The organism is Mangrovibacterium lignilyticum (genome assembly GCF_010882175.1).
GTDB classification, from domain to species: domain Bacteria; phylum Bacteroidota; class Bacteroidia; order Bacteroidales; family Prolixibacteraceae; genus Mangrovibacterium; species Mangrovibacterium lignilyticum.
Genome location: NZ_WKLH01000007.1, coordinates 104618 through 129962 on the forward strand (window position 1 = coordinate 104618; position 25345 = coordinate 129962).

Consider the following 25345-nt stretch of genomic DNA (forward strand, 5'->3'; position numbering starts at 1 on the left):
TATTTCAAATTTGCTGCATGAAATTAAAAGTGAGATAAGTTATGGAAAAGTCATCATTAGCAAGGCTGCGGCAAATAAGTATATTATCGGTCATTTTAACCGTGTTCTCCTGCACATCTTCCCAAGAGCCAAAAGAAGCAAGAGTGGTTCCTGTTAAGGTACAGAAAATTGTTTATGATCATAATAGGTATTCTCAGGAATATATTGGTACGGTAGAAAGTGAAAAATCAGTCGATGTGAGTTTTCTTGTCAGCGGCACAGTTGAACACCTTGGTGTTAACGAAGGAGAAAAAGTGGATAAAGAACAACTGTTAGGAAATTTGAATACTACGACATTAGAAAATGCGCACGAATTGGCATCGGCAAGGTTAAGACAAGCTGAAGATGCTTTCAAGCGTATGGCAGCTATGTACAAAAACAAAAGCTTGCCGGAAATTCAGTACATAGACGCAAAGACTAAGTTGGAACAAGCACAAGCAGCTGAAGTTATTGCAAGAAAAAATCTTCAGGATTGCAATATATACGCACCGCAATCCGGGGTAATAGGCAAACGCTATCTTGAAACGGGAGCCAACGTAATGGCCGGTATGCCGATTTTCAATGTCATGGACATCAGTAGCGTGAAAATTAAAACAGCTATTCCTGAAAGTGAAATTTCGGACATTAGTACAGGAGACATATCCAAGGTAAGAATTTCCGCGCTCAATAATGAAGTTTTTGAAGGAGTGATAATCGAAAAAGGAGTTGTTGCCAACCCGATTTCCCATACTTATGACATTAAAGTAAAAGTCAATAATCCCACTGGAAAAATTATGCCAGGTATGGTATGTCGCGTTTATGTTCTCAACGACGGGAATCAGAATGGCAGCATCATTATACCATTAAAATCGGTTCAGGTAGACTTCTCGGGCAAACGGTTCGTGTGGCTAAAGGATAATCAAAATAAGGCAATCTGCAGGGAGGTAACACTTAGCAATCTTGCCGGAAACGGTGTACAGGTCGCAAGTGGACTAAAAGAAGGCGATGAGTTGATTGTTACCGGCTACCAAAATGTCAGTGCAGGAGCAGCAGTGTCAGTTAATTAATAAAACAAGTTTTTGCAATGAAAGAAAAAAATGGATTCATAGCGACGGCTATGAAATATAATAAGATTGTGCTTTTACTTGTTGGTTCACTGATCATCTGTGGAATGTTTGCGCTGTACAAAATGCCCAAACAGGAATTCCCGGTATTTACTATTCGCGAAGGATTGGTCGTGGCTGTGTACCCGGGAGCCACCTCCGAGGAAGTGGAAGAACAAGTAGCAAAACCATTGGAAAACTTCCTGTTTACTTACAAACAAGTAAAGAAAAAAGCTACCTATTCGCAATCGCGGGATGGCATTGTGTTCGTATATGTAAAACTGAATGACGATGTAAACAACAAGGATGAGGTTTGGTCTAAAATCAAACACGGATTGACCAACTTTAAACCGCAACTTCCTCCGGGCGTAGTTCAGTTGGTTGCAAACGACGATTTTGGTGATACCTCCGCGTTGCTGATTGCATTGGAGTCGGATACGAAAACATACCGTCAGCTGAAAGACCATCTGGAAGCGTTGGAAGATAAGCTCAGAACCGTGGAATCGGTATCCAATTTGCGCCGCTACGGTTTACAGACGGAGCAGATGAGTGTTTACATTGATAAGGAGAAAGTTGCCAGTTATGGTATTAGCCTGTTTAGTCTGTACCAAACTTTGTCAGCAAAGGGGATGGTCGGGCCATCGGGTAAGATCGACAATGATGAAATGTTGGTGCCTATCCACGTTACCCGTCCGTTTGATTCTGAAAGAGATCTGGAAGAACTAATTGTATATTCAGATCCGCAAGGTAACCAAATCCGTCTGAAAGACGTGGCACGCGTGGTACGCGAATATCCGGATCCAAAGAGTTATACCCTGAGTAACGGCAAGAAGTGTTTAGTTCTTTCTACTGAAATGCGAGAGGGGTATAACATTGTGCAATATGGGAAAGATGTTGAAGCGATTATGCGGGATTTTGAAAAATCCCTGCCTGACGATGTAAAGGTTTTCCGTATTGCCGACCAGCCACGCGTGGTGGACGCCTCGATAAACTCCTTTTTGAGAGAACTGGGTATCGCTATTGCTGCAGTGGTTTTGGTTGTGGTGGCTTTATTGCCACTTCGTGTTGCGGGTGTTGCCGCATCCACAATTCCCATAACGATTTTTATATCGCTGGCTTTGATGTTTGCTTTTGGTATAGAATTGAACACTGTTACCTTAGCTGCATTGATCGTGGTATTGGGAATGATCGTGGATAATTCCATCGTGATTGTGGATAGTTACCTCGAAAAACTGGATGAAGGAATACCGCGCCGGGAGGCGGCCATCGAAAGTGCCGGGGAATATTTTAAAGCGATTCTTTCGGCAACTTTGGCTATCAGCATAACCTTTTTCCCTTTTCTGCTCACATTTACAGGGCAATTTTTCGACTTTCTAAAGGCGTTCCCCTGGACCATATTGATCACATTGGGCATTTCCCTTGCAATAGCGGTCATGTTTGTGCCTTTCCTGCAATACCTCTTTATCAGAAAAGGGTTGCATTCGGGGAAAGATAAAAATGCTCCGCGCAAAAAATCGTTACTGGATTATATACAATCCTTCTATAATAAAGTGTTGGGAAAAGCATTTCGATACTCCAAAATCACGTTTCTTATTGGTATTATTTCAGTTGTAGTTGGTATTGCGCTATTTAGTAAAATTCCGGTGAAATTGATGCCAGTTGCCGAACGCAACCAGTTTGCAGTAGAAATATCCCTTCCGCAGGGATCTTCATTGGATCAAACAGCGGCTGTTGCGAATGATTTGAGTGACATCCTTAGAAAGGACGAGCGAGTGAAGTCTGTTACCATTTTCATGGGGAGCGGTTCGCCTCGTTTCCAAACTACTTATGCACCCAAGATCGGTGGTCCTAATTTTGCCCAGTTTATTGTAAACACAGTATCGAACGAAGCTACGGTGGAAGTATTGGACGAATATGCGACCAAGTACGCCTACCATTATCCAAGCGCCTATGTGAAGTTCCGTCAAATGGATTACCAGAGTAGCGACGTTCTGGCCGACATCGAAGTTCGGTTAAGCGGAGACAACATTACTGATTTGAAAGAAGAAGCGGCTAAAGTCCAGGCAGCAGCGCGCGAATTGGATGAGCCATTGCGGATATATACCAATTACGAAGAGATATTGCCCGATGTACAGATTACTTTAGACCCGGTGGAGGCCAACCGGTTGGGTATCACCGAAGGAATGTTGGGTGTTGGATTGGCTGCACGCTTTGGTGGCTTGCCTGTTACAACTGTTTGGGAAAATGATTATCAGGTTCCCGTGTTTCTCAAATCAAAATGGGAACAAAAAGATCCGGTTGCAAGTGAAGTGGAAGATGAATATGTATCCGGCATGATTCCGCCTGCTGTTACCGTGCCGTTGCGACAAATTGCTACCGTTACTACGAACTGGCATGAAGGACAGATAGTACGTCGGAACGGTGTGCGTACCATATCGATTTTTATGGATTTGAAACGTTGCAAAAGGGTTGGAGCGACGCAGGCAAAAGTGGAAAAATTGGTTCGCAACTTTTCAGATGAATTCAAAAGCAAAAACATAAAAGTAACATATGGGGGGGTAAAAGAAAATAACGACGATACTTCACCGCAGATTATTAGTGGGTTACTTATTGCAGTGGCAATAATCTTCTTTATTCTGGTTTTTCATTTCAAAAGCGTTGGCCTGGCTTCATTGGTGTTCGCATCGACAACATTCTGTTTCCTTGGAGCGGCTATAGGATTAATGATAATGAACATGGAGTTTAGTATGACATCGGTACTTGGTTTGGTAAGCTTGATTGGTATCATCGTAAGGAACGGTATTATCATGTACGATTATATCGAGGAACTACGGCATAGCGGCAATATCCCGGTAATTGAAGCTTGTATAAAAGCCGGAGAAAGGCGAATGCGACCTATTTTGCTTACTTCACTGGCTGCATCGATGGGGGTAATCCCAATGATTATCAGCAAAAGCCCGCTTTGGGGACCGATGGGGACCGTTATCTGTTTCGGAACGTTAATTTCCATGGCGTTCATTTTAATCATGCTTCCACTCCTCTATTCGGTGGCATATCGAAATGCAGATGCAAAAAAAAGCTACGAATCCAAAGAAACGACAATCTAAAAATTCAAAAGACAATGCAAAGAATTATCATAGTAATGTTAATGTTGGTTATTTCTCTTTACGGGCATGCCCAAACGAACCTTACATTGGAAAAAAGCAAACTATTGGCTTTGCAGAATAATAGTAATGTGAAGAATAGCGACCTGGATCTGCAGGCAGCCCACGAAATCAAAAAAAATGCGTTAACCAACTATTTTCCCAATGTGAGTGCTTCCGCTTTGGCGATGAAGGCAATTGACCCTCTTCTGGAGGCGCATGTGGATGGCGGAAATCTTCCTGTATACGACGGGAATCCTGCCAATCTGGGCAGCGCTACGCAATTTGCCTATATGCCAAGTGCAGATATAAGCATGCTAAATCAGATTGCCGTTGGTAACCTGACGATCGAACAACCACTGTATGCAGGTGGAAAAATCAGGACTGGTAATGACTTTAGTAAACTGAATATTACTGTAAAGGAAAACCAATTAAAGTTGTCGGAGAACGAAGTTTTGCTGACTACGGAAAGGGAGTTCTGGCAGGTGATCACCATCCAGGAAAAGCAGAAAACCCTTGATAATTATATTGAGTTTCTGGATACACTCTATGTTCAGGTTAATAATGCATACCAAAACGGTCTTGTTATCAAAAATGACCTTCTGAAAATAAGCATCAAACAAAGCGAATTACAGGTAAACAAAACCCAATTGAAAAATGGCTGGAAAATCGCCCTGATGCAGTTGTGCCAGACTATTGGAATAGAATATAGTCCTGAAATAGTGTTGGAAGGCAATCTCGACGACTATTCGGTTCCGGAAACATATTTCGTACACAATGATGAAGTTATGTCTAATCGGGCTGAGTACCGGCTTTTGGAAAATTCGGTAACAGCTTCGAAACTGCAAACTAAGATGAAAAAGGGGGACTATATGCCCTCTGTAGGCGTCGGCGTGGCGGGTGTTTATACAGACCAGTTCGAAGATAACGTCGATGGCAGTTTTAACGGGATGGCTTATGCTTCCGTGTCTATACCTATTTCGGATTGGTGGGGAGGTAAGCACAAACTGAGGGAAATGAAATTCAGGGAGGAGATGTCGCAAAACTCAATGGAGGATAAAAAAGGGATGCTGAATGTGCAAATGGTGAAAGGATGGACTGATTTGAAGGAAGCTAACGACAAATTGCATTTGATTGAAGAAACTCTGGAACAAACCACCGAAAACCTGAAAGTCAATCAAGATAGTTACAACAATGGCTTAATCCAATTATCAGACTTATTGGAAGCAAGAGCGTTGAAAGCGGAAACAGAGGATAAACTGATTGAAGTTAAAAGTCAATATAAAGTAGCGGTAACGAACTATTTACAAGTCACCGGGAGGTAACAATTCGGGTTTCGATTTCGAATGGCCTGGTAAAATTAGACTTGGTTTGGATACCAAATACGCCAGAAAAATAATTGATATAAAGGCCGCTGCAATTAAATGAATTTGAAAAGAAAAGGGGTTGGGTTGTAATTGATTCATTTAAAAGGGTTTGGTGGTGTGTTTGTAGTCCAGTTGGAGATTTTACTTACAAACATTAAGGGAAGGACGTGAAATCTCCTAATAAACTTTGTCGCCTTAAAGCTCCGCAATATGAAAACAGAAAACAGGAGTAATTGAGTTAGAGTTTCCCCGTTCGTGTTCTTTTCGAATGGGGACCTCTTTTCTAATTATTTGAATCTTAAAAAGAAAAAAAAATCTGATTATGAAAAGTTCTTATATAATTGAAGAGCTAAAGCTCAGAAGCGTTCCTGAAGATATTGTCGAGACGATCAACGCATTCCTCAAAACAGAAAATCTGTACTTGGGAGCAACGCGGGTAGTGACAACTTTGTTGGATAATTTGAATGAAGATTTCAAATACAATAAAGAGTATAACCCAATTCAGCAGATAAGAAGCCGCGTAAAAACACCAACAAGTATTATCGAAAAATTGAGTAAGAGAGGGTATAATGTGAATATTCAGTCTGCCAGGGAAAATCTGACAGATATAGCTGGTGTCAGGGTGATATGCTCTTATATCGATGATATCTATCTTGTTGCCGAATTTATCGCATCTCATACTGATATTAAAATTGAGCGTATTTCAGACTATGTAAAGGAACCAAAATCGAATGGTTATCGCAGCTATCATCTCATTGTGAAGGTACCAGTCTTTTTATCGACTAGAACAGAATATGTGAATGTTGAGATTCAATTACGAACGATAGCTATGGATTTTTGGGCATCATTGGAACATCATCTCTTCTATAAATATCGTAATGAAAAAGAAGGGGAAATAGCAACTGAATTAAAAGACTGTGCAGAGGCAATAGCTAATATTGATGCACGAATGCAAGGCCTTTATAACCTGGTCATTAAATAAAGAGAAGAGCGTTTTTAGATTTAGTTTGTCGCATAGGGAATTTCGAATAAGTAAACTGAAGTAGTATGTCAAGTAGATGCTGTTTTAATGTAAGATCCGGTGGAATGATACAGATAATCTATAAATTGCTGGTCCTTGCAGTCTTTTGTTTTTCTGTGCATAATATCGTGTCGGCACAAGTAAAAGAGGTCGAAGTACTATGGGAAACCCAGTTAGATACAAGTAAAGTTGACATTACAAAATCAATGTACCTTGACGTTGATCAAAATAAAATCCCGGGTATAGTTGACGAACAGCCCAATTTTGGACTGTATAAAGACAATTATTTTATTTCCGGAATTTCAACAAACAAAAAGGTAAATCAATATACCGCCGATGCGAAATTCCAGATTAGCATCCGTCAAAAATTGGCCAAAGGTGTTCTTCCATTGAATTCAATTTTGATGCTTACCTATACACAAAAGTCATTCTGGGATATTTATCAAAAGTCTTCTCCTTTTGCCGATAATAATTACAATCCGGGACTTGCTGTGGTCACACCGATAATATCCAATAATAAACTTGGAGGGGTAGGAATCATGGCGTTTGAACATGAATCTAACGGTAGAGGCGATAGCTTGGAGTCTCGTAGTTGGAATTACTTTGTATTTACAGGTACCTATTTTTACAACCCTTGTTTTACTTTGTACGCGAAGTTCTGGGCCGGTTGGATTGGCAGTGATAACCCAGACTTGTTAAATTATCGCGGGTATGGAATGATTGCAATAAATTACAGGAGTATAAATGACCGTATATGGCTTACTTCGATTATTAACCCCAGGAAAAAATTTGAAGGTGTCAATCTGCAATTAGAGCTTAGTTTTAAGGTGAATCAAAAAGCAAATCAATACTTATTTGTACAGTGGTATAATGGGGCCGGGGAGAGCCTCCTCGAGTATAATCAATATACCTCAATGGTCAGGATGGGGATTTGTATTAAACCTCCAATGCGGAATTTGTTTTAGCAAATACCCAAAGTTAATTCCGGATATGTAGTTACAGAACTGAAATGGTATTATCTGATCATGATTTGGTGCAGCTTCCATTGGGTGAAGAGAAAGTCTTTTGAGGAGTCCCCGAAACTCCCGACTAAAAAAAAACAGATAGGGCTGATGTGAAAATGCTATCTGCATTTGTCTGGCAATCCATTTTGATGGTCGCCCGATTCAACAGGCAGCAGCGCCGTTCCATACGAAAACCGTCCACTCTCCGGCACCAAAAGCAAAATCTTATCGTTCGTTCTCAGTCTTCCGGATTGCACTAAATCATCCAGTGCAGCAAAAATGGAGGCGGAAGCAATGTTCCCGATTTCTGTGAGATTAGCTCAAAAATAGCATTGAATACATCCCAGTCACCGGGACTTACAATGCGGTACGAATTGTTTTCGTCTATCAGGCTTACGTTACCCCACTGGCTGTCCTGCACGATTTCTTGTTCTTCCTGAAAAAGATAGTTTTCAACGGTATGTGGAATCGTTATTTTTAGGTCGCCATCAGGCAATTGCACAAGTTTGTGTACATTTAAATTTCCGCCCCACTTTTTATAACCATAGTCTGTATCACCGTCATTAACATTGGTCCAGCCAAATAAATAGCGGTCGAAAGGGTCTGCGGCTGTTTTGGCTCCGTAAGTGCCTTTACCGGTGAACCGAGAATATCCGGTAGGTTCAGACCATGGGCCAAACATAGAGTTGCTTTTTCGGTAGTAAATGTTTTTAGTATCATAATCAGAGAATAACAGATAATAAAAGTCTCCCTGTTTGAATAATTCGGGGCATTCCATCATGAAGAAATTTGAATTATCACCGTCGTATAAAAAGCCTTAATAAGTCCAGTTAAAAAGATCTGATGATGAAAAATAAGGAATGACACCTTTCCAGGTACCATTAACATCTTTACGGGCAGACAAGACCATATAGTATTTTGAATCGTCAGGATTGTGATAGACGAATGGATCCCTCCAATTGCTTTGTTTATCATAACTTAATCCAGTAGGAGGGTAAATAGCTGGAAATGAATTTTCCTTGCTAAATGGTTGATTGATGCTCTTAGTTCCTACCATCATAATTCCTTCTTTTCTGGTAACACATTCCGAAGGATAATTGGGATTATGTCCGGTATAGAAGGCGTAATATGTGCCTCCCTTGTTGACGATACATCCAGTGCCGAGTGCAAAATCCTGCTCGCAACCTTCATTGCTGCAGGTCAGTACAGCTTGTTTAAGTTCTTTGTAAGAGCAAAAGTCAGACGTCTTCGCAGCGTACCAAGGATGACGTTCGTTGATTCCATCGTTCCAAGTATCTTTTAAATAGAACGTGTAAAATTTAGAATTGTCAGGGTTATAGAAAGGCATTACGTCGCCGATCCGATAATCGTCACTGCACATGTAGAAAATTGAATAATCGGTTTCTTCCGGTTTTTGAGTGCAGTTTAGGGCTGATTTTAGCTGAGGATCTGAATTTTGAGGTTGTTTTTCTTCGTTGTATAGTTTTTCTTTGGAACATCCCTAAATTGCAACAATGATTCCAATAGGCAGAAAGATTCTTTCTCTTTTCATAGTTTAGATTTTATGATTAAGTAAAAATTAGGGACAATGAGTTTGGCTGGCAAAGTCTTGTTTGCCGCCTCTTTTTTTCGAGAGAAGCTAAAAAGAGAAGGCTGTCGGAGGAATAAAAAGACAGCCTCTCTTGCTTTAAGGGATCTAAGATCCGTATCTAACTAAAAAACCAATTTTCCATTATATTCGGGCATAGCGCCATGGTGGCTGCACACAAAGGCTGACAGGTTCACGGCCATTTGATGGGTTTTCTTTAACGGTTTTCTGTTGAGCATGCCGACAACGATGGCTGCAGTGAATGAATCGCCAGCGCCAACCGTATCGGCAACTTTAACTTTTGGAGTTTCCAGGAAGCTGGATTCCTCAGAAGTGATCAGGTAGCTGCCGTTAGTACCGCAGGTCAGTGCGACAAGTTTTAGATTGAACTGTTCAAGTATGGTCATGCAATTCTCCTTGTCAGTACCATCCAGTCCAAACATGTCAGCCACTATTTTTATTTCCTCGTCATTTATTTTTAAGACGTTGCAAAGTTTCAGCGACTCTTGAATCAATTCTTCAGAGTAAAATCGCTGACGTAGATTAATGTCGAATACCTTTAGTGCCGAATCGGGCACCTGTCGGATAAAAGCACGAATAGTTGCCCGGGAAACTATACTACGCTGTGCCAATGAACCAAAACAAACAGCAATGGTCTGATTTGTAATTTCTGCATATTCCGGCTTCATCCCAATAAAGTCCCAGGCGACAGGTTGACAAATTTCATAATGGGGAATGCCATCGCCACTCAAGGTAACCTGTACAATCCCGGTGATATGGTCAAGTCTTTGAATATCATATCTTAATCCAATGTTGTCGAGCTTTTTGATGATTTCGTCTCCCAACTCATCATGCCCGATGGAGCTGATAGCTAAACTGTCGAGTCCGAGTTTGGATACATGAAAGGCAAAGTTGCAAGGAGCCCCACCCATTTGTTTGTGATCAGGGAACACATCCCACAACAATTCTCCTATTCCTATAACTAATGATTTTTGTTCCATAATTTGATTAAATAAGTCCCAATTCTTTTTCAATTTGTTCCAGTGACTTTCCTTTAGTTTCCGGGATCCAGAATTTTACAAATATGAATGCGATGACACTGAAAATTCCGAAAATCCCAAACAGGTAGCTTAACCCTAATCCGCCCTGAATAACCGGTGCGAAGTAAACCGTCAGGAAGGTGCACAACCAGCTTACCGCGGTTGAAAATGACATGGCCAATCCTTTAATTCGGGTGGGATAGATCTCTGAAATAATTACCCACATAACGGGGGCAAATGAAGCAGCAAAAAAGGAAATGTAGACCAACAATGCGGTCAATACTCCGGGGCCATACTGTACAGGTTTGGTGAATTCCCAGGTAAGGTAAGCCAGCGAGACCGTCATCCCAACAGCACCCCACAACAGCAATGTTTTACGTCCTTTTTTATCCACCAACCAAAGGGCAACAATGGTCATTAAAAAGTTCACCAATCCCACAATCATGGACTGCATCATTGAATCGCCTTTGGCAGAGCCGGCTGCTTTGAAAATTTCGGGGGCAAACATGATTACTGCATTGATACCGGTAATTTGCTGCAAGGCGGCAATAAGAGTTCCGATGAGTACGATTTTTCCAGTTTTCCCTTTAAACAACTCGGAGATTTTCAATTTTTCTTTCGCCATTTCTTCCGAGATGATCTTTTCCATTTGGGGAAGCTCACTTTCGATTAAAGCCTCTCCACCAACTTTCAGCATGATGGCTCCCGCCTCGACATTTCGATTTTTTGATATTAGCCAGCGAGGACTTTCGGGGAAGGAAACCAGGATGAAGAACAAATAGAAGGCACCGAACAATGCAGGAACGGCCAGCATGAACCGCCAACTATCATCACCCAGCCCAATAAGCAGGTAGTCGAAAATATAAGCCAGCACAATGCCGATAGTAATGGCAAACTGGTTCATTGAAACCAGTCGGCCGCGACTGTGTGCGGGTGATATTTCCGAAATGTACATTGGCCCGACTACCGAGGTTGCACCAACAGCCAGTCCTGAGAGAACACGGAAAATGATGAGGACTACTGAAGATTCGGCAAAGGCGCAGCCCAAGGCCGAGAGGATGTATAGAACGGCTGTAGCCAACATCACTTTTTTACGTCCATATTTCTTGGTAAAGTTTCCGGTAAACAGGGCGCCGATTAGACAGCCGAAGGTAAGTAGCGCAGCCACTGTGCCGAGTCCGCTATCAGTCAGCGAGAATTCGCTTTTCAGCATATCTACAGCACCGGAAATGCCCGCCATGTTCAATCCAAACAGCAAGCCGCCGTTGATAGCTACAAAGGTTATCCAATAGAGGTAGCCCGAAGTATTTTGAGTCTTATTTTTCATTGATTTTGTTTTATTTCTTGTGTTTCGATTTTCCTACTTGCCTTTATTCCAAATGCTGTTTAACGGCCATATTTTTCCTTCACCCAACTCAATTTCTCCACGTTCTGCGAAAAGACTGATGGTGGTAAAGGGCTCCCTTGAGAAAAATTGTTCGGTCATTACAACTAACCCTCCTTTGGCATACAACTCCACCGAAGACCTGTCAATGATCAAGTGCATATCCAGAATTGGATCGCTATTGATATAAGGAGCGTAATGAATTCCGGCAAATTCCTTATTCGGGCTTTCCCAGCCGGCTCCGGTACGGTCGATGAAGAAAAGTTTGTTCAGATTATCGTAACCAATCAGCAGTTTTTCGTTTTTTTTGTTGTAAAATTCAATACCAAATCGTTCTGCGAAATTCATTGCAGAAGAATTTTTTGTATTAAAATGCAGGCTGACTTCGAGCGGAAACTCAAATGTCTTTTTAATTTCCATTTCACCCGAAATGAGTTCAGGTTTCAACTGTTCCTCTTTGTCACGTAAAGTTTTGAGCTCTCCTACTGGCTTTGAAATAAGTAAATAATCGTTGTAAACTTCAACCATTTCCAGCTCACGGACAATGGTTGTTGCTCCGCGCCATTTACCTGTAGGAATTTGATTTGCATATTGCCAGTTATTCATCCAGCCGATGAACAGCCGACGTCCGTCTTCTTTCGGAATATTCGACCAGGTTACCCCGGCGTAGTTGTCTTTGCCGTAATCGACCCACTTTGTCTTGGTTCCTTCGCGAGAAAAGGTGTGCCCGTCAAAGTCACCAACGAAATACTGAGTTGCTGAGCCTCCGTTCGGCCCTCCGGATCCGACGCTGACCATCATAATCCATTTGGTGGTATCCCCAGTCTGCATGGGAAACAGGTCGGGGCACTCCCAAACACCGTCCTGAGAACCGGTGCCTTCCCCAAAATTACTTTCAAAGGTCCAGTCAATAAGGTTGGGAGAGGAATAGATACTCACGTGATCCTGAACAGCCAGGATCATCATCCAGCGGTTAGATTCGGAGTACCAAAAAACTTTCGGGTCGCGAAAATCTCGTATTCCCGGGTTGGGCAGCACTGGGTTATGATCGTACTTTGTCCAGCTACGGCCTTTGTCAATGCTGTATGCCAGTCCTTGGTACTGGAAAGTATCACACCCTGCGTCTTCCAATGGACGGTTATGGTAGGTGAAAATAGCAACTAGCGGCGGATCTTCTTCTGTCCCCAAACCGGAGGTATTACTGACGTCGGCAACGGCACTGCCCGAAAAAATCCAGCCAAGTGAGTCCGGGTACAGGGCTATCGGCATTGGTTCCCAGTGAACCAAATCAGTACTGATAGCATGTCCCCAGTGCATCGGTCCCCAAATTGTGCTGTCGGGGTAATATTGATAGAATAGATGATATTCGCCATTGTAATAAACCATTCCATTAGGATCATTCATCCACATGCTGTCGGGTGAGAAATGAACCTGTGGACGATATGATTCACGCATATCGGTAGTTGTTATTTTATCAAACCGGTTACATGCCATCGCAAATAATGCGATGGTTACCAGGTGAAAAAAGATCTTGTTCATGTTGTTAATTTACTTTTAGAAAAGGTTGGCAGAACTGTTCGGTACCGGATGATACCTGTACTATGTAATATCCGTGGGTTAAATTGTGAATATCCATTGAACGGTAATTCCCGGAAATGCTCTCGTTTACAGCTCTGATCTCCTGTCCTTGTAGGTTAATGATTTTGATGGTAGAGGTTTTATACTTATCTGAATTCAACTCAATCGTTATTTTATCCTTTGCCGGATTGGGATAAAGCTTCAGTTGATTATTCAAATTGCTTTTACGGTCAAAAATTCCGGTGGATGGGTTTGTGTCCCAAATCGATTTGAGTTCCCAAGCAGAGAAGCTTTTCAAAGTCGCCGGGACGTTTTCGGCAAATGCCTCAATTCCTTTTTGAAAATTCGGGTTGGGGAAAATCAAAGAAGTTAATACGACATCACCGTCATTGATAAACACCTCTGCAGAAAGTTGATCAATGAAAATGTGGAATTTGATTTCATTTGAAGTCAGTTTTACCGGAGCTGAAACTATTTTGGGAAAGTCAGCATCGAAGTTGACATAGCCGCAAGTTCTTCTGTCGACAAATACGTTGGATGTTTTTTCATCAAAACCAACGACCAGTTTTTGCGTTCCGTAAGTACAAAGGTTGAAGCCAATTTTTTGACTAGTTCCCGGAGTTACCTCAAAGCTTGCCTCAATTTCGTATGTGTTTTTCTGAGGCGTGAATTCATTAAGGCCAACAGTACCCTCTACCGTTTTATTGGTGAAGTTAACTTCGTTTTGTCTGAGTTTTTGGAGTTCAGGAATGGGGTGCTGGCGAATTTTATAGCCCTGATCTGTACTGATTAGTTCAATCTCCCGGGGAATCGATTCTCCCGTACTTCCACCCCATGATGTTGGGATGCTATTAGCATATTCCCAGTTGTTCATCCAGCCAAGCCATAGGGTTCGGTTGTCATTTGCATCGTAGTTGCGGTATGTTCTTACAGCGTAGAAATCTGGTCCGTAATCAATCCAGTTGGCGTGCTCATATCGTTGATCAGTCAGAATATCGGAAAAAAGGATTTGATCTACATTAATGTGTCCCCATCCTCCGGTAAAATTATCAACGATTTCGAGGGTCGCCGTTTCTCCGATGTGATCGCTGACATCCCACCCGTACCATTTCAATTGCTCTGAATTATCGCCCGTAACCGTTTTAACGGTTGCTCCGTTTATGACGAGGTTGATGCAAGTAAGCTCGGAGTGGTTTCCTCCTGAAATCAGAAAGTTGATGAATTTCCGGGTTATGGTAAAACTTGGAGAACTCAGTTTCCCGGTTGTTGCGTCTCCGCCATTGAACGAATTCGCTAAGTAGTCACCCAAATAACCGGAAACGTCCATCTGACCAGACAATGCTCCGTTAGCCGGGGCTGTGCCGAAGGCTGTTCCCTCAACAGTCCAGCTGCCGTAACCAGTGCTTTCAAAATTTTCAAATACTTCGCCGGGAATTCCGGTACCATTCTTTAAATAAGCGGAGGATGTTGCATCTGGGGTAAAATTAGTTCCATTGAAGTCACCCACCCAATATTGCCCTCTGTTCGGCCCCATACCACAAATCATTACCCATTTTTTATTATTTGAATCGCCATCTAATGGAAGCTGAAAAAGATCGGGGACTTCCCAACCACCGGTACGTGCTCCTAACGGGCCAAAGCTTGATTGTTTGGTCCAACTCTTCAAATCGGGTGAACTATAAATCTCAATTTGATGTTCACCGGGGCGAGTAATTACCATAGCCCAGCGATTGAGTTGACTGTCCCAAAATACGGAAGGGTCTCTGAAGTCGTTTGAACTGGATGGAATAACAGGGTTATTGTTGTTATAGTCGAAATATTTGAAATTTGAATCTGTACTGCTTGAAATGCCCTGCGTTTCAATATTCGTTGTTTTGTTGTGCATGGTATAAATGGCAACAGCAACGGTGTCATCAATTGAACCAAAGCCAGCCGTATTTGCGGTATCTACAACTACAGAACCCGTGTAATAGTCGAATGTTGAATCTCCTCCCAACATAGGCCATGGATATTCGGTCCAGTACACCAAGTCTTCAGATACAGCGTGTCCCCACCAAAAAAGATGATATAAATTGTTGAATTTTATCGTTCCGTCGGGGTCGCCGATCCAGCCGGTTACAGGGGAGAAATGAAACTGCGGACGATACTGTTCGCTGTAATCCTGTGCCTTCGTTCCGAAACTCATTCCGAATAAACACAGTCCAAGTGCAGAAGTAGATAAAAATTTCATATTCTTAGATTTCAATTTTCATAGCTTTTTTTGAAGGAGAACAGACAGAAGGAGCTGCTACATAGGCGCCTTCTGCCGTTCTTTTCATACTCAATTTTTCGATTGAGAAAACAAATAATTCAAACTATTGGATGTTAGTTTTTCGCGGTTTCCAGCCGTATTTTCAACATCGTTCTCGGCATACCAGTCATAGGTTCCGGAGCCAATAAAAATTACTGTTCCTTTCCCATCGTGTTTGTCCCACAGAACCATATTAATTTCTTCACTATTCCAGTTCGTCACCAGAACTTTGCAGCTGTTCACTGTTTCGAAGTACGAGACTCGTTCCGGGATAGTTGAACCTCCAGCAGAGTAGATCGTCCAATCGGCTAAATTGTACTGATTGGTTCGATTCCGACGGGCCACACCGTTAGGCAGCATGATGAACTTCGTTGGATCATCATCTTTATAACTTAAGCCTGATGCCAGCGGGCTATCCGGATCAGTGTACCATTTTAAATCCCAGTCTCCCCAGTTTGCGGATTCAGGGTTAGCTTCTGTATCTCCCCAGGCGTTATTGGGTGCATGCATAGCGTCACTAACGACTCCAAGTTCATCAACTAACGATCCGGCATAGCTGGTGAGTAGGATATTCCCTCCATTGTCGTAGTATTCTTTCAGCTTACTCACAATCTCAGGATTGTCTGCTACACCTGTTAACGCTTGTGATGTTTCATTGCCCTCACGTGTTCCTTGGTCAGAATGGTACCAAACTGCATCATACTTGCTCAAATCCACACTTCCATCAGCAATTTTACTGAAACTTACATATTCGCCATCCGGGTATTTTGCAAGGAACCATTCAGCCGCTTTTTGGTCATCCATAATGGTCATGGCAGATACGCTTGACGGTTCGCCGAGGAACGCAAAATAAAATTTCTCGGAAACGATGATTGTATATTTTGTGTAGATGTTGCCATTCACAATAGTGAAGTCTATCGGACTTGTAAAGTCCATATTGGACGTAATTTCCGGAGTAATTGTTGCTCCCTCAGGTATTACAATTTGTGGACTTATATCAGACACATCAATATTATCACTCGATTCAACAGTTACGGTTACTGTTTTATTTTTTTCATCAATAACTCCTACTATACCCTCGACGGAAAAGCTTTTGATGGTTACATCGTAATCAAAATTCATATTGCTCTTGTATTCGTCTTCGCATGACGTCGCAAGAATTGCTGCCAGGAAGAAGAAGAGTAAGCTTTGTGTTATATGTTTTTTCATTTTATTTACTGTTTTAGTTATACAACCTGTCTGTTACCAGCCTGGATTTCGCTCGTACAAGCCTTTACTGAAATCTATTTGCTGCTGTGGAATCGGGAAATATTCATTTTTATTTTTCGTAAAATGGCCGTCTTTAAGGTATTCCCGCTTGGTCATTTCAGTAGCAAAATAGTTGTTGAGGTATTCAGCAGCAACACCCCATCGAACCAAGTCGAAGAATCGAATTCCTTCCATAGCGAACTCCATGCGTCTTTCCCAGCGTAATGCTTGTCTTGCAAATTCTTGTGTCCAGGTGCAATTATCCCCTGGTTTGTAAGTATCCATATTGTAATTTGAAACAGGGAACCCACTGGCATCTTTCAGCATTTCGGTACTGTTGATGGCACGTTGACGAACTTCGTTGATAATCGGCAGTGCTTCATCCTGACGTCCCAGCTCTATCAATGCTTCAGCTTTCCACAAGAGCACATCGGCGTAGCGGATGATGTCTGTGTTTTTGGAGCTGGCCATAAATGGAGGAACTTTCTGGAAACAAGGGCAGTTGGGGGACTGGTTTTCTTTCAGTGAAGAAAAATAACCATAAATCTGTGGTGAACGAGTCCAGGAATCTTCATAGACAAATTGAGGATCATATTTCCAGGGGTGCCCGGGAATGGCAACCGTATGGTCCAGACGAGGGTCAAATGAATTATCGAAGAAATCAGAACCAGAACTCGCGTCGGCATTGTTAAATGTGTTGAACAGAGGAAGGCCATCGGCATCTGTTTTGAACGAATTTACCAGGTTTTGGCTTGGAATATGGAACCAGCAGCAACCGTATTCCGGATTCATTGGGTAATTCAACATATTTCCCCAGTCCAAACGCCCTTTGGGAGTATCGTCATCAATTGAGCGTTGAATGGCAAATACAGATTCAGTGCTGGAGACGTCATAATCCCACAGGAAATTATAACCAAAATCAGCAAATAGAGCATATTGCCCTGATCCAATTACCTGGTCAACCAATGAGACTACTTCCTGTAATTTTGAGGAATTGATAGAGGTAACATTGTTCTGATCATCCTGTTCGTAGGATTGGTATAAGCTCGTTTTTGCGAGGTAGGCCATCGCTGTAAATTTGTTTGGCCGTCCTTTGTCTGCTTGTGTTTCGGGCAGGTTGTTGGCTGCAAACTTAAATTCATCAGCAATTTTTCCCCATAGCTCCTGATCTGTGAAAGCACGATTGGAAACTTCATTATAACTGTCATTTTTCAGGACTTCCTCATCGATCCATGGCACAAACTTAAACATGGTCTTTAGTATAAAATAATGATGTCCTCGCAGGAAACGCAATTCGGCTTGACGTTCAACTTTCTGCGGATACTCATCTTCGCTGAGGTCGTTGATTATCCCCAAGGCTTCGTTTACCCGACTGATTCCCACATATAAACGGTACCATTTCTGGTCAAGCATGGGATTGTCGGGTTGAAGGATAGAGAATAACTCCATTTGGTTAAACTCGGCAATATCGCCGGTAGCATCACCACCTTTGTACGAGTCGCCACTGGTATTGTCGGCATAGGGCCACAAAGAGTTTGGTGCAGTATAGTGATCGTTGCCCAATTCTGCATAAGCGGCAATTACCATTGCTTCTGCGTTATCCGGGGTTTTTAAAAGATCCTTGCTTATGATGCTTTTGGGAGCCATGTCCAGGAAAGAATCTTTGCAGGAAAAAAGAAATCCTGAAGATATAAGCAGTGCTGCAAATATAAATTTCTGTATATTTTTCATAGTTCTTGTTTCTAGAATGTTAGATTAATACCGATTGTATAGCTCGTTGGATTCGGATAAGCAAAGCCAGGCGATTCGGGATCAACGCCGGTGAATTTGTCTGCACCTTTACGATCTTTTAAAGTGAATAAGTTCTGACCTTGTAAATAAACCCGTGCTGAACTTAAATTAAGTTGTTGCGTTAGCCGGGCAGGAATGTTATAACCTAATTGCAGATTTCTCATTTTGAGATAAGAACCGTTTTCAATGAAATATGATGAGGCTCTGTTTTCATTGTTAGAATCGGTCAATGACAGCATTGGTATAGTCGAATCCGTGTTTTCCGGGGTCCACGCATCCAATGTTCTTGCACCATAATTTGTTCCGGACCAGATTGATGTGAAGTCGGTAAGGTGTTTGTGTTCATTGTAAACATCGGCACCGTATACGCCTTGAAAAAACATGTTCACATCAAATCCTTTGTACTCAAACCTGGCATTAAATCCATAGATGAAATCAGGGTTTGGATCACCAATAAAAGTTCGGTCATAGTCATTTACGATACCATCTGGCTCATAAACAAAATTGCCATCGGCATCCAGCCCACCGATATCTTTGTATCGAATACGGCCTATTCCTTTTCCGGGTTGATCAGCATAGTTGTCAACTTCTTGTTGGTTTTGGAAGAGCCCGTCGGCAATATATCCGAAATGAATCAGGTCAGAGTGGCCTAATACACTTTTGCCGGTTGACGGATCACCCGGATAGCCAGTTAGCACACTTTCAGGCAGGTAGGTTACTTTTCGTTTATATGATGAAATGTTGGCTGTCAGATCCATTGTCAGATCTTTGGTGAGCTTGGTTTTGTATCCAAGAACCAGTTCAATACCGGTGTTCTCCAAGGTCGCGCCATTCATCCATTGATCACCTCCTTCTCCCTTTGCTCCTAAGAAAGGGGGATTTGTCAGGATATCCTTGGTCTCTTTAAAGAAGTAATCAACATTACCGTACAACGCCTGGTTGAATAAGCCGAAGTCAAGGCCGAAGTTGGTTTGATTTGCTTCCTCCCACTTTAGGAACGGATTTCCGTTGCTAACTTTTCTAAATCCTGCAGGTAAAGTGCCGGTATCTGCTCCTGTTATATCATAAGCTGTACCCGTATCAAAAGCCCATGTTGGATCGATACCATAGTCGGATCGATAAATAGAATAAATACCTCCGTTGTCAATAGATTGATTACCGGTAATTCCCCAGCCGGCTCGAAGTTTCAGGTTTGAAAATGCAGGAAGGCTTTCTTTGAAGAAACCTTCTTCACTTAGTCTCCAACCGACAGAAAATGCAGGAAATGTACCATAAAGATTTTCCTTGCCAAAACGAGAAGACCCGTCGCGGCGTACGGTAACCGATGCCAGGTATTTATTGTTATAGACGTAGTTGATTTTCCCAAAGTAGGAAAACAAGGAATTTCCGGAACCACCACCGCCGTTTTGTGCGCCTTCAGTACCCGCATCCAGAAACATATAATCCGGGTCTTCCAACTCGAAACCTTGTTTGATGGCATAGAACCATTCATCTTGGTATTTGATGGCTTCTGTACCGATCACCATGTCGAAATCGTGTTTCCCTTTTTTGAATTTATAATTCAAGGTGTTCGACCAGGTCCAGGAGATATTGTGCGATTGTGAAGTCGTTACCCGGTTAATATCACTATTTAAGAAACCTGATGTATAACTATAATCCATCTTCCTCAAATAGCTTTCATTATAGTCGATACCGAAACTTGATCTGAGGTTCAAGCCTTTTATAACCTCAAGATCGGCATACATATTTCCAAAAATACGTGCTGACTTCCGATTGTTTTGTTTGTTCTGATCGATTAATCGAACAGGATTGTGGCGGTCAGTCATTCCGCGACCAGGGCCACCCCAGCCTCCATCAATGGAATGTACGGGAACAATTGGCTGTTGCACCAGCGCCAGATACATTACATCTCCAGGGATTTCAACGTTATTAACTCTTGAAACCAATAAGTTTTCTCCAATTAGTAACTTGCCACCAAGTACTTTATAGTCTGAGTTTATTCGAGCGGTAATTTTGTTTGAATTTGTTTCCTTGATGATCCCGTCGTGGTCATAATAATTCAAAGAGAATAAAGAATGGCCGCGATCGCTACCGTTCGACAAGGTGAAGTTGTAAGATTGAATTAGAGATTGTTGAGAAATCTCATCATACCAGTTCGTATCTGCTGGGCGCATAGTTTGCCCCGATCCTACATCAATAAATTCAGGATAAAGGGTTTTGTCAAGGATAGGCGTTCCATTTCCATTTGTATGCCAAACATACTGGTATAGAGACGATTTATTAGGATTTGAACCGTCATTCACAGCCGCTTGCCAGTATACAAACGCTCTTTCTTCGGTGTTAAGCACATCCATCTTATTGGCATACTCTTGTACGGTCAGGTAAGAGCTAAATTCAATTTTTGTTACGCCTTCTTTCCCTTTTTTGGTCGTAATTAAAATAACGCCGTTGTTCGCGCGCGAACCATAAATACTGGCAGCAGAGGCATCTTTCAACACCTGCATATTTTCAATGTCATTCGGGTTGAGCTGTTCGATACCTCCGGTTGTAGGTACACCGTCGATTACGTAAAGCGGATTGTTGTCCTGGTTGTTAAGCGTACTACCACCACGAATACGAACTGTTGCGAATGAACCTGGATTTCCATCGGTTGTAATATATACTCCGGCAACACGTCCCTGCAAAGCTTTTACTGCATTTCCTGTCGGAATTTCTTTGATCTCTTCCACATCAACAACACCGACAGAACCTGTTAAATCTGCTTTTCTCTGTGTTTGGTAACCTGTAACAACAACTTGTTCCAAACCGATTGACTCCTCTTCGAGAACGACATTGATACGCGATTGCCCTGCAACCGCTATTTCCTGTGATTTCATACCCACGAACGAAAAAACGATTGTCGCATCGTCGGGGACCGATCCTATGCTGAAGTTTCCATCGAAGTCGGTGATCGTTCCTGTTACGGTTCCTTTGAGCACCACAGTCACGCCGGGAAGAGGGGCACCATTTGAGTCGGTAACCTTACCGTTAACAGATTCCTGTTGTTGTTTTTGTTGTAGGCGCTTGAGTGATGAACTTGGCGATAAAATAATTTTCCGATTTTCAATTCGGTATTGAATATTCTGATCTGCAAAAATTCGGTCAAGCAAGTTGTTGATAGATTGTTCTTTTACGTCGATATCAATCCGTTGGTAAACATCAACAAACTCATTGTTGTAAATAAAAAAGTATCCACTTTGGTCTTCGATCTCGCTTAATACGTCCTTAATTAATGTGTTCTGCCTTGCAATTGTAAATGTTTTGGATTGGGAATAAGTCCCGGATGCAAGGAGTGTAAAGGTGGATAAAAGGAAAAAGAAAGTCGTTAGTTTCATAATAAACAGAACTTTAGTTCTAAGAATACGATGAAGTATTCCATTCATGTTTGATTTTTTCATAAATTCGAAATGTTTAATTTTTTTAAACTCAATTTTTATGTCTGTTGGTAGCAGACATTCTCGAACAGGAGGGTGGTGGTACACCTTCCTGTTTTTTGTTATACATTTTCTTCAGTTAGGTTCCCATTCAATTCATTTTAAGTTTTATAATTCGTTTTGTATATCTTCCCTGGCTGTCTTTTTGAGCAGGTGTAATTTCATAGCTTAAAGGAGACGTCAAACTAAATGTGTGGAGTATCTCTTCGACCGATTCATTAATAAAAGTACCTGTAAAACGATATTTGCTTAGTTGCGGGTCTTCCAGACGGATGTCTACATTGTACCAGTTTTCCAGTTTTTGCATTACATCCTGGATGGGATCGTCCATAAGCACCATTTTCCCGTCGATCCAGCCTACATACTTTTCTAGTTCATAGGTTTTCTCTTTACTGATCTTATTTTCCTTTACATTGAAATGGGCCTTTTCATTGGGCTCTAATGTCATTAGTGCCTTTTCTGTTGCCTTGTTGGAATCACTGATCGCAACTTTACCTTCTAATAGAACCACGTCTATTGAATGATCTTTATTGTAAGCATCGACATTAAATTCAGTTCCCAGCGCTTTCACCTCAATGGGGCCGGCCTGAACAATGAAAGGGTGCTCATGATCTTTGGCAACATCGAAATAAGCCTCGCCGTCTAGTTCGATCCTTCGTTGCTTTTTCGATGTAAACCGGTTAGAAAAACGTAGTGAACTTCCGGAGTTGAGATATACCTTTGAACCATCGGGCAGATCGACATGTGTTCTTGTTCCCGCAGCAGTAAACACTTTTTCGTAATATTCAGTAGGCGCTTTTGGGGTGGAGAAGAAGTAATTGTAAGTGCCCGCCAATATAACCGCCAAAACTAAAATGGCAGCAGCCTGATAAAGTATATTTAGACGGAGTGTTTTAGGTGATTTTATATCAGCGCGTTGATGTATCTGGGTTAAGGCTGCATTTTGATCCAATTGGGATGGTATTCGAAATTTGCCGGTCTTGTTCCAGAGGATTTGGATATCCTCGAATTCGATCTGGTTTTTAAGGCTTTCCGAAATCCATTTGTCCAGAGACTGAGACTCCTCGGTCGAAATTGTTCCCGTTAATTTTCGGGCAATAATCTCATAAATATGATCTGATGTCGTAGGCATTTTTGAGTGTTTTGCCCTACTGACTCTAAAAGTGAGTTAAAACCCTACATACAAATTGAAAATTGTTGTTTATTCTTTTGTTTGTTCGACCTTTTTGTATTACTAATGATCATCACGACAGAGATTTATGTGATATTTTGACGCCAGAAAAAATTCCGAGTAATTCGCAAAAAGAAGAGTATTGGATTTTGTTTTGGAAATTCTGATGATGGCAGAAATTCACTTAATTCCGTTCGTAAAAACTTTAACGATCTGCCGATAAGAGCTTCTACTCCTTTTACGGAAATATTCATCGCCCGGGCAATTTCTTTGTTGCTCATATTTTCAAAGCGACTCAATTCAAAAGCTTGTTTACATCTGGGGGGGAGTTTCGCCAAAGCAACCACCAACCTCTCTTCAAAATCCTTCCCCAAAATCTCATTTTCGGTTGAATGATCAGCGATACTAATGTTTAATTCAGCGTTGAGATGATGCTTTTTATGATCCGAAACATAATCTGCTATTTGATTTTTGGTCATCACTGTCAGATAACCTCCCAGATTACCGATCTTCCCGATAATGAAACGCCGTTCCCACAATTTGATGAATACATTCTGCACCAGATTTTGAGACATATTAGCGTCGTGAATAAATGAATAGGAAAGGCGACAAAGATTGTCGTGGTAACGGCGAAAGATAACGTCAAATGCCTTGCTGTTTCCATCCTTGAGCTCAAGGAGCAATATGTGATCAGGACTGGAGATATCTATTTTATGTTTGGCCATCAACGGTAATTAGACTACATACGAAAGTACAATTTTGTGAGAGAAAGCAAACACTCACCACTGAAAGTTGAATATTCTTTTTTATAGAACGACAGCGATTAGGTTGTATACTACTGAGTAATTCGGTTCTTGATTTATAAGTCACCACTAGTGTCCCATTAAAATCGGGACGCTATTAAAAATTAAACAAATTTGGCTTGTAGCCTTACCTGAAAATAGGACAGTATAAAATTAGACAAATTATTAATTTTAAGCAGTCGAAAAAGAAGATGAAAAAAGTACGATTTGCAGAAAGTCAGATCGCCAAGTTCTTAAAGGAATTTGAAAGCGGCATTGATGCCCAAGTGCTGTGCCGAGAATATGGTCTCTCGAAAGCCACATTTTACAACTGTCGCAAGAAGTATGCAGGTATGGATTCTTCACAACTCAAACGTTTAAAAGAGTCGGAAGAAGAGAATCGCAAACTCAAGCAGATTGTTTAACGTCAGACCAATCGGGACATATCTCCATCACAATTTAATGAGTACGTCGCACTATCAAATTAGATCTATACAATAAGAAAGGACTTTTTATTGAAAGAACTTATGTCCAGCCAATAGCCTCGCATTCTCTTCCTGACTGATCTTGATATATTTCAAAAATGACTTTTCTGTTTTGTGGCCAGTAATTTTCATGATGGAGATAGAAGGTATACCTGCCAGGTACATGTTTGTTGCACCGGATCTACGAGCAGTGTGGGTGCTGATTAACTCCCACTTTTGTTGGTTGCGTTCAACCAGTTCATTGCCTTCCGTTCGACTGACACTTACTAAATCATTGATTCCAATACATCGGCAGACTTGTTTGATCTGTTTATTGAGTTTCTGATCGCTTATTGGAGTCGTAATCTCAAAGCCTGATTTAAGAATTTCGCCGACTACCGGGTGAATTGGAATGGCGACATCTTCATTCTTTCTGGTTCCCTTTTTGGGTTTTATACGGATGAATTTCTCCCGGGTGTTTACTTCACTGAGCCGGTTGAAATCACTTACCCGAAGGGCTGTGAATGCTCCGATCAAAAACTTGTTTTTAGCGATCGTCATCGCTTTGACTGCTCTCATTCGGAGTTCAACATTCGGTGTTTTGATAACTTCAGAGATGTTGTAGACTGTTGGTTGCCAGGCATGGATTGCTTTTAATTCATCAAGGCTAAGGTAGACGGTGTCTGCAGTTTCTGATTGGACCTTGAAATCAGAATTTTTGTAATCTGTGTTGTTATGCAATTTCGCCCTTCCACCTGAACCAGCCACAGTCATGACATGTTTGATGCATTTTATCAAGGATCCGAAATAGTTAATAGAATACTTCTTAGGTAGATCCTCCTCTTTTATTATTCTTTTTTGGCTGAGAACAAATTTTCGA

At 41.6% G+C, this 25345-nt stretch carries 18 protein-coding genes and 1 pseudogene; 6 read left to right on the forward strand and 13 right to left on the reverse strand.

The window, feature by feature from the left end; translation table 11 throughout:
• The first annotated feature begins 41 nt into the window (after positions 1-41).
• The 5 genes from GJV22_RS21540 to GJV22_RS21560 all read left to right on the forward strand — a co-directional run bounded on the left by GJV22_RS21540 (position 42) and on the right by GJV22_RS21560 (position 7617).
• Entirely contained in the window at positions 42-1085 is a 1044-nt protein-coding gene (locus tag GJV22_RS21540) for an efflux RND transporter periplasmic adaptor subunit (RefSeq protein WP_163718592.1), read from the forward strand.
• Between the two features lie 17 nt (positions 1086-1102).
• Positions 1103-4228: an efflux RND transporter permease subunit gene (locus tag GJV22_RS21545; protein WP_163718594.1), complete on the forward strand. Its 3126-nt coding sequence runs from the start codon at positions 1103-1105 to the stop codon at positions 4226-4228.
• Between the two features lie 14 nt (positions 4229-4242).
• Positions 4243-5589: a TolC family protein gene (locus tag GJV22_RS21550; RefSeq protein ID WP_163718596.1), complete on the forward strand. Its 1347-nt coding sequence runs from the start codon at positions 4243-4245 to the stop codon at positions 5587-5589.
• Positions 5590-5953: 364 nt separating this feature from the next.
• Positions 5954-6613 (forward strand): GTP pyrophosphokinase, encoded by a 660-nt coding sequence (locus GJV22_RS21555; RefSeq protein WP_163718598.1) that lies wholly within the window; start codon positions 5954-5956, stop codon positions 6611-6613.
• Positions 6614-6717: 104 nt separating this feature from the next.
• The gene (locus GJV22_RS21560) at positions 6718-7617 is read left to right on the forward strand and encodes a phospholipase A (RefSeq protein WP_163718635.1); all 900 of its coding nucleotides are present in this window, start codon (positions 6718-6720) and stop codon (positions 7615-7617) included.
• Positions 7618-7775: 158 nt separating this feature from the next.
• On the opposite strand, the gene GJV22_RS22460 is transcribed toward GJV22_RS21560, so the two are convergent.
• The 12 genes and pseudogenes from GJV22_RS22460 to GJV22_RS21620 all read right to left on the reverse strand — a co-directional run bounded on the left by GJV22_RS22460 (position 7776) and on the right by GJV22_RS21620 (position 23944).
• Positions 7776-7913: a hypothetical protein gene (locus tag GJV22_RS22460; RefSeq protein WP_394367558.1), complete on the reverse strand. Its 138-nt coding sequence runs from the start codon at positions 7911-7913 to the stop codon at positions 7776-7778.
• Positions 7913-8338 (reverse strand): glycoside hydrolase family protein, encoded by a 426-nt coding sequence (locus tag GJV22_RS21570; protein ID WP_163718600.1) that lies wholly within the window; start codon positions 8336-8338, stop codon positions 7913-7915. The genes GJV22_RS22460 and GJV22_RS21570 overlap by 1 nt, the downstream gene beginning before the upstream one ends.
• A 135-nt stretch (positions 8339-8473) precedes the next feature.
• Entirely contained in the window at positions 8474-9037 is a 564-nt protein-coding gene (locus GJV22_RS21575) for a glycoside hydrolase family protein (RefSeq protein WP_163718602.1), read from the reverse strand.
• 332 nt (positions 9038-9369) lie between these two features.
• On the reverse strand, positions 9370-10245 hold the full coding sequence (locus tag GJV22_RS21580; RefSeq protein ID WP_163718604.1) for a carbohydrate kinase family protein: 876 nt from the start codon (positions 10243-10245) through the stop codon (positions 9370-9372).
• Positions 10246-10252: 7 nt separating this feature from the next.
• Positions 10253-11614: pseudogene (locus GJV22_RS21585) on the reverse strand (sugar porter family MFS transporter); the annotation flags it as partial.
• Positions 11615-11644: 30 nt separating this feature from the next.
• The gene (locus GJV22_RS21590) at positions 11645-13207 is read right to left on the reverse strand and encodes a glycoside hydrolase family 32 protein (RefSeq protein WP_163718609.1); all 1563 of its coding nucleotides are present in this window, start codon (positions 13205-13207) and stop codon (positions 11645-11647) included.
• A gap of 4 nt (positions 13208-13211) precedes the next feature.
• Positions 13212-15476, reverse strand: a complete 2265-nt coding sequence (locus GJV22_RS21595) for a GH32 C-terminal domain-containing protein (RefSeq protein ID WP_163718610.1) — start codon at positions 15474-15476, stop codon at positions 13212-13214.
• 90 nt (positions 15477-15566) lie between these two features.
• Complete coding sequence (locus GJV22_RS21600) at positions 15567-16745, reverse strand: DUF4960 domain-containing protein (RefSeq protein ID WP_163718612.1); 1179 nt, start codon at positions 16743-16745, stop codon at positions 15567-15569.
• A gap of 33 nt (positions 16746-16778) precedes the next feature.
• Entirely contained in the window at positions 16779-18515 is a 1737-nt protein-coding gene (locus GJV22_RS21605; protein ID WP_163718614.1) for a RagB/SusD family nutrient uptake outer membrane protein, read from the reverse strand.
• Between the two features lie 11 nt (positions 18516-18526).
• Positions 18527-22012, reverse strand: a complete 3486-nt coding sequence (locus tag GJV22_RS21610) for a TonB-dependent receptor (protein WP_163718616.1) — start codon at positions 22010-22012, stop codon at positions 18527-18529.
• A 127-nt stretch (positions 22013-22139) separates the two neighbouring features.
• The gene (locus GJV22_RS21615) at positions 22140-23180 is read right to left on the reverse strand and encodes a FecR family protein (protein WP_163718618.1); all 1041 of its coding nucleotides are present in this window, start codon (positions 23178-23180) and stop codon (positions 22140-22142) included.
• A gap of 125 nt (positions 23181-23305) precedes the next feature.
• Positions 23306-23944 (reverse strand): RNA polymerase sigma-70 factor, encoded by a 639-nt coding sequence (locus GJV22_RS21620; RefSeq protein ID WP_163718620.1) that lies wholly within the window; start codon positions 23942-23944, stop codon positions 23306-23308.
• 269 nt (positions 23945-24213) lie between these two features.
• On the opposite strand from GJV22_RS21620, the gene GJV22_RS21625 reads away from it, so the two are divergent.
• Positions 24214-24426: a transposase gene (locus GJV22_RS21625; protein WP_163718622.1), complete on the forward strand. Its 213-nt coding sequence runs from the start codon at positions 24214-24216 to the stop codon at positions 24424-24426.
• An 87-nt stretch (positions 24427-24513) separates the two neighbouring features.
• On the opposite strand, the gene GJV22_RS21630 is transcribed toward GJV22_RS21625, so the two are convergent.
• On the reverse strand, positions 24514-25345 hold an 832-nt coding region (locus GJV22_RS21630), incomplete at its 5' end, for a tyrosine-type recombinase/integrase (RefSeq protein WP_205461999.1).

Bases quoted from the DNA above. Each gene is read 5' to 3' on its own strand.
- GJV22_RS21540 (WP_163718592.1), top strand. From the start codon at position 42: ATGGAAAAGTCATCATTAGCAAGGCTGCGGCAAATAAGTATATTATCG.
- GJV22_RS21545 (WP_163718594.1), top strand. From the start codon at position 1,103: ATGAAAGAAAAAAATGGATTCATAGCGACGGCTATGAAATATAATAAG.
- GJV22_RS21550 (WP_163718596.1), top strand. From the start codon at position 4,243: ATGCAAAGAATTATCATAGTAATGTTAATGTTGGTTATTTCTCTTTAC.
- GJV22_RS21555 (WP_163718598.1), top strand. From the start codon at position 5,954: ATGAAAAGTTCTTATATAATTGAAGAGCTAAAGCTCAGAAGCGTTCCT.
- GJV22_RS21560 (WP_163718635.1), top strand. From the start codon at position 6,718: ATGATACAGATAATCTATAAATTGCTGGTCCTTGCAGTCTTTTGTTTT.
- GJV22_RS21570 (WP_163718600.1), bottom strand. From the start codon at position 8,338: ATGTTTGGCCCATGGTCTGAACCTACCGGATATTCTCGGTTCACCGGT.
- GJV22_RS21575 (WP_163718602.1), bottom strand. From the start codon at position 9,037: ATGTGCAGTGACGATTATCGGATCGGCGACGTAATGCCTTTCTATAAC.
- GJV22_RS21580 (WP_163718604.1), bottom strand. From the start codon at position 10,245: ATGGAACAAAAATCATTAGTTATAGGAATAGGAGAATTGTTGTGGGAT.
- GJV22_RS21590 (WP_163718609.1), bottom strand. From the start codon at position 13,207: ATGAACAAGATCTTTTTTCACCTGGTAACCATCGCATTATTTGCGATG.
- GJV22_RS21595 (WP_163718610.1), bottom strand. From the start codon at position 15,476: ATGAAATTTTTATCTACTTCTGCACTTGGACTGTGTTTATTCGGAATG.
- GJV22_RS21600 (WP_163718612.1), bottom strand. From the start codon at position 16,745: ATGAAAAAACATATAACACAAAGCTTACTCTTCTTCTTCCTGGCAGCA.
- GJV22_RS21605 (WP_163718614.1), bottom strand. From the start codon at position 18,515: ATGAAAAATATACAGAAATTTATATTTGCAGCACTGCTTATATCTTCA.
- GJV22_RS21610 (WP_163718616.1), bottom strand. From the start codon at position 22,012: ATGAAAAAATCAAACATGAATGGAATACTTCATCGTATTCTTAGAACT.
- GJV22_RS21615 (WP_163718618.1), bottom strand. From the start codon at position 23,180: ATGCCTACGACATCAGATCATATTTATGAGATTATTGCCCGAAAATTA.
- GJV22_RS21620 (WP_163718620.1), bottom strand. From the start codon at position 23,944: ATGGCCAAACATAAAATAGATATCTCCAGTCCTGATCACATATTGCTC.
- GJV22_RS21625 (WP_163718622.1), top strand. From the start codon at position 24,214: ATGAAAAAAGTACGATTTGCAGAAAGTCAGATCGCCAAGTTCTTAAAG.